The following is a 3,559-nucleotide window of genomic DNA, read 5'->3' as shown; positions in this document are numbered from 1 at the left end:
GAAGATGAAAACAGCTTTGCAAGATGCTGGGGTATTTGCAAAATCTATGAATGACTATTCTTGTTTGTTAATTAATAATCCAGATGTGAATTTTGAAGGGATTATTATTAATGGGTATGCAGATTTACCTATTAAAATTGTACAAGATCAAAAGAATGCAAGAGAACATGCTGTTAAATGGGATACGCAAATAAAAGGACAGCTTTTAGATACATTGACAGGCATTATTGAATACGATACAAAATTTGATAATCATTATGGAACATTAGTAGAGGCAATTCATACAGGGAACGGAGATATTCTTAAAAAAGGGATTACAGATTTACGAGGTGAAATTCAACAAAATGAAGAGTATGCACAAAAATTAATACAAGAATTAACTAAGTTAAAAGACGATATTGGACAAGATGTTAGAGCATTTGGAAGCGATAAAGATCTCTTGCAGTCGATTTTAAAAAACCAAGGAGCTGCGGTTGAGGACGATCAAAAGCGTCTAAATGAAGTTTTAGGACAAGTAAACTATCAGAAAGACATAGAATCTAAAGGATTGACAATGGTAAAGATTCCGTTTTTTCCCGTAATGATTTCTGGTGGTATAATGATAGGTGATGCAAGAAGTAAGTTAGGCTGGTTAGAGCCAGAATTAGCAAAATTACGTCAGACTGTAGATTATAAACTAACATTAAATCGTGTAGTTGGAGTTGCGTTTAATAATATTGATCAGATGCATAGTGCGATTGATAATGCTCTGAAATCTCTTACTTTTATGTACGACCAATGGAGTGATTTAGATCGTCAATATGGATCAGTTCTACAATTTATTGATAAGGCATCTGAAAAAGCTGATCAAAATAAATTTAAATTCTTACTACCCAACTTGAATGCAGCTAAAGACAGTTGGAAAACAGTAAGAACAGATGCGTTCACATTAAAAGAAGGGATAAAAGAATTAAAAATGCAACCCGTCACTCCACAAAAATAAGGAGATATCGGTTCTTTTTTAAAGCTTTTGAATAAACATGGCAAACTTAAGTTAGACGTTAAAGTTCTGCCATGATAAAAAAGAGAGCGGTTTGCTCTCTTGAGGGCTCTGGTGCAGAAAATTAAAAATGATTGAAAAAAGTCTTCAAAAATTATAAAGAATAGGTCATAAAGACTATTTAGGTGCAAGTATAATAAATGTAAAAATAATGTATGGACAAATTCCATTTAATCTTTAGAAAAATCTACTTGTTGGTGAGAAATTTATCTTTTGGTTCATGCATTTTCTTTATGTGGAACATCATCAGCATTTGGAGAACTCCTTCGGTTTATCCTACCGAAAAATATACTATTCCTTTTAAATTGGTATGTATAGTGACCTCAATTAAAGGAATAGTATATTTTTTCCGTCTTGGGGGTAATTCTTTTTCTTAGCTTGATGGTGATGTGGCTGTATCCCATATAACTTATGTTATTGAACTCTTTTATTATGTATCAATAAATACTAAGCATACTATTTAAACAACCTTTTAATAAAAAATTTCTTTTCTAAAAACAAACTACTTGTAGTACAAGCCAACATAAATCTAAGTTATTGCCGTTCTTGTTCCGTTACTACACAGATCCTCTTTGCTACTATTAAGGTACCACCAATTGCCCAGTAAATATGTATCAATCAAAATAAAGCAGGCCAAACAAAAGCTGTGTAACCTATACCCTTTAACCATTTCGAACGTTGCTTTTGAGATTTATTTAGTAAAATAAATCGAGGTTCATCTTCCTCTATTTGATGATTTTCGTTCCACGGAATCGCTCATGTCTAATGAGTTTAAGTAGGGCCTTAGGCCACTGGCGTTAGCCCCAAGACGATTAAAAGGAGCGCAACGGACAATAAAATCCAGCTAGGATGAGGGCGGCGCATTACCCAAAAAGAGATGATAGCACCATATAGAAAAGAGCTACCTGCAAGTAGGCCAGTCACGAGCCTTGCATCCTGCTTGAACCAGATTGCGGCGGCAATCAAGGTGAGCCCGCTGATTAACCAATTGAGCGTGGTAAAATGCAAAAGCAATCGTACGAGTTTTTGTATCGGTGCAGATATCTGCCCATTCGTCACAAAAACTGCCTCAATCGGCTTGATTATCAGCCGTTTCATCAGTATGCCGTGAACTATCGCGGTACCACCGCCGATGACCCCGGCTGCCGTCAATGTAATACTATGCCAGTCCATATCCATACACCTCCAGAGAATTTTACTAATGGGGAGATATCACTACATGCGCATCAAGCTATGAAAATATAAGTACTCCAAAACAAAAAAATGTATATTTTTTTGTTTTGATGGGCGTTATAAACTTCTTAAGTTGATGGATATATGGCGGTACACCTATATTTCTATTCGCCTTTTTCTAACATTAGAACCACGAATCTTGGTGAAGACATTGGTTTTCGCCCTGTCCTGGGATCCATCCTCGCTTTTTCTAATTCTTCCGCAACTATTTTTCTTACCTCACCTGCTGCAAACATAACTTGTTAAACTATAGGGCAGGATTATTTAATAAGAATATCTTTAAAGACCTAACAAAGGGGTATTAATTTCCTATATAATTATAACAAACAAAAAATAGATTATTTTAGGATGGCTGATATCTTGAAAACGAAAGCTAAATATCAAACTTGGATACGAATTTACAAACTACTTATTTTTTTTGTTATTTCACTCATTTTTCTCTTGGTAACATTATTACCTGTTAATTTATATCTGCGAGTCCTGTCAGGGGTTTTAGCGTTGCCTTTTATGTATATAGCATTCATACTTTCTTATTCAGTTTACCAATTCGCAGCATTTGGAGGGAATTATCAGTCAAAAATACATGATTTAATTGTTGCCAAGGTGAATTGGGATGGAAAAGGAAAAATACTAGATATAGGAACAGGCAGTGGTTCACTGATTATTAAACTGGCAAAGACTTTTCCTAAGTCCTTTTTAACTGGAATTGATTATTGGGGAGGGAATTGGGAATATTCGAAAGCTCAATGTCAACAGAATGCTGAAATAGAAGGGGTCTCTGATAGGGTTGATTTTCTGAAAGCAAGTGCTGCAGAACTCCCTTTTAATGATGATGAATTTGATATAATTGTAAGTTGTCTAACCTTTCATGAAGTAAAAGATAGAGAAAATAAAACTGAAGTAATTAAAGAAGCATTAAGAGTGTTAAAACCTGGTGGTGAATTTGTCTTCTTAGATTTGTTTATGGATGAAAAAATATTTGGGGATGAAAAAGAGCTCTTAAATGTCTTAAAGAAACATGGTGTATCTGAATTGAATAGCTACAAGCTTGCTAAAGAAATGAAATTGCCAAAGTTCTTATTGAACAAAAAAGTATTAGGAAATGCAGTGATTTTGAGTGGAAGGAAATAAGCGTGCACTAATTTGCTTACGAAAATAGCGCTGACTTCTCTATTATAAGGGCAACTACTTTATTCACTTAGTGAGCGATCATATACCTATTCAAGAATAGGGCGCTATTGTGGAGCAACATAGATAGGAAATGATCAAACTTTTTTATAAAAGAGT

The 3,559-nt window shown here is 34.5% G+C and carries 3 protein-coding genes; 2 read left to right on the top strand and 1 reads right to left on the bottom strand.

The genetic code is table 11. The features are described from left to right. The coding region (locus tag BPMYX0001_RS27830; RefSeq protein WP_081449599.1) for a ClyA family alpha-helical pore-forming toxin at nt 1-982 on the top strand (982 nt) is incomplete at its 5' end. Nucleotides 983-1,822: 840 nt separating this feature from the next. On the opposite strand, the gene BPMYX0001_RS27825 is transcribed toward BPMYX0001_RS27830, so the two are convergent. Further along, a complete protein-coding gene (locus BPMYX0001_RS27825; protein WP_018780620.1) occupies nt 1,823-2,212 on the bottom strand; it encodes a hypothetical protein in 390 nt (129 codons plus the stop codon). Nucleotides 2,213-2,629: 417 nt separating this feature from the next. Here BPMYX0001_RS27825 and BPMYX0001_RS27820 point away from each other — a divergent pair, with 417 nt between their 5' ends. Next, entirely contained in the window at nt 2,630-3,403 is a 774-nt protein-coding gene (locus BPMYX0001_RS27820) for a class I SAM-dependent methyltransferase (RefSeq protein ID WP_033799817.1), read from the top strand. Nucleotides 3,404-3,559: the final 156 nt, after the last annotated feature.

Origin of the sequence: Bacillus pseudomycoides DSM 12442 (assembly GCF_000161455.1) — a bacterium.
GTDB lineage: Bacteria > Bacillota > Bacilli > Bacillales > Bacillaceae_G > Bacillus_A > Bacillus_A pseudomycoides.
This window is presented reverse-complemented; position numbering and strand designations above follow the sequence as displayed.

Coding starts and splice junctions, on each gene's coding strand:
- BPMYX0001_RS27825 (WP_018780620.1), bottom strand. CDS start 2,212: ATGGACTGGCATAGTATTACATTGACGGCAGCCGGGGTCATCGGCGGT.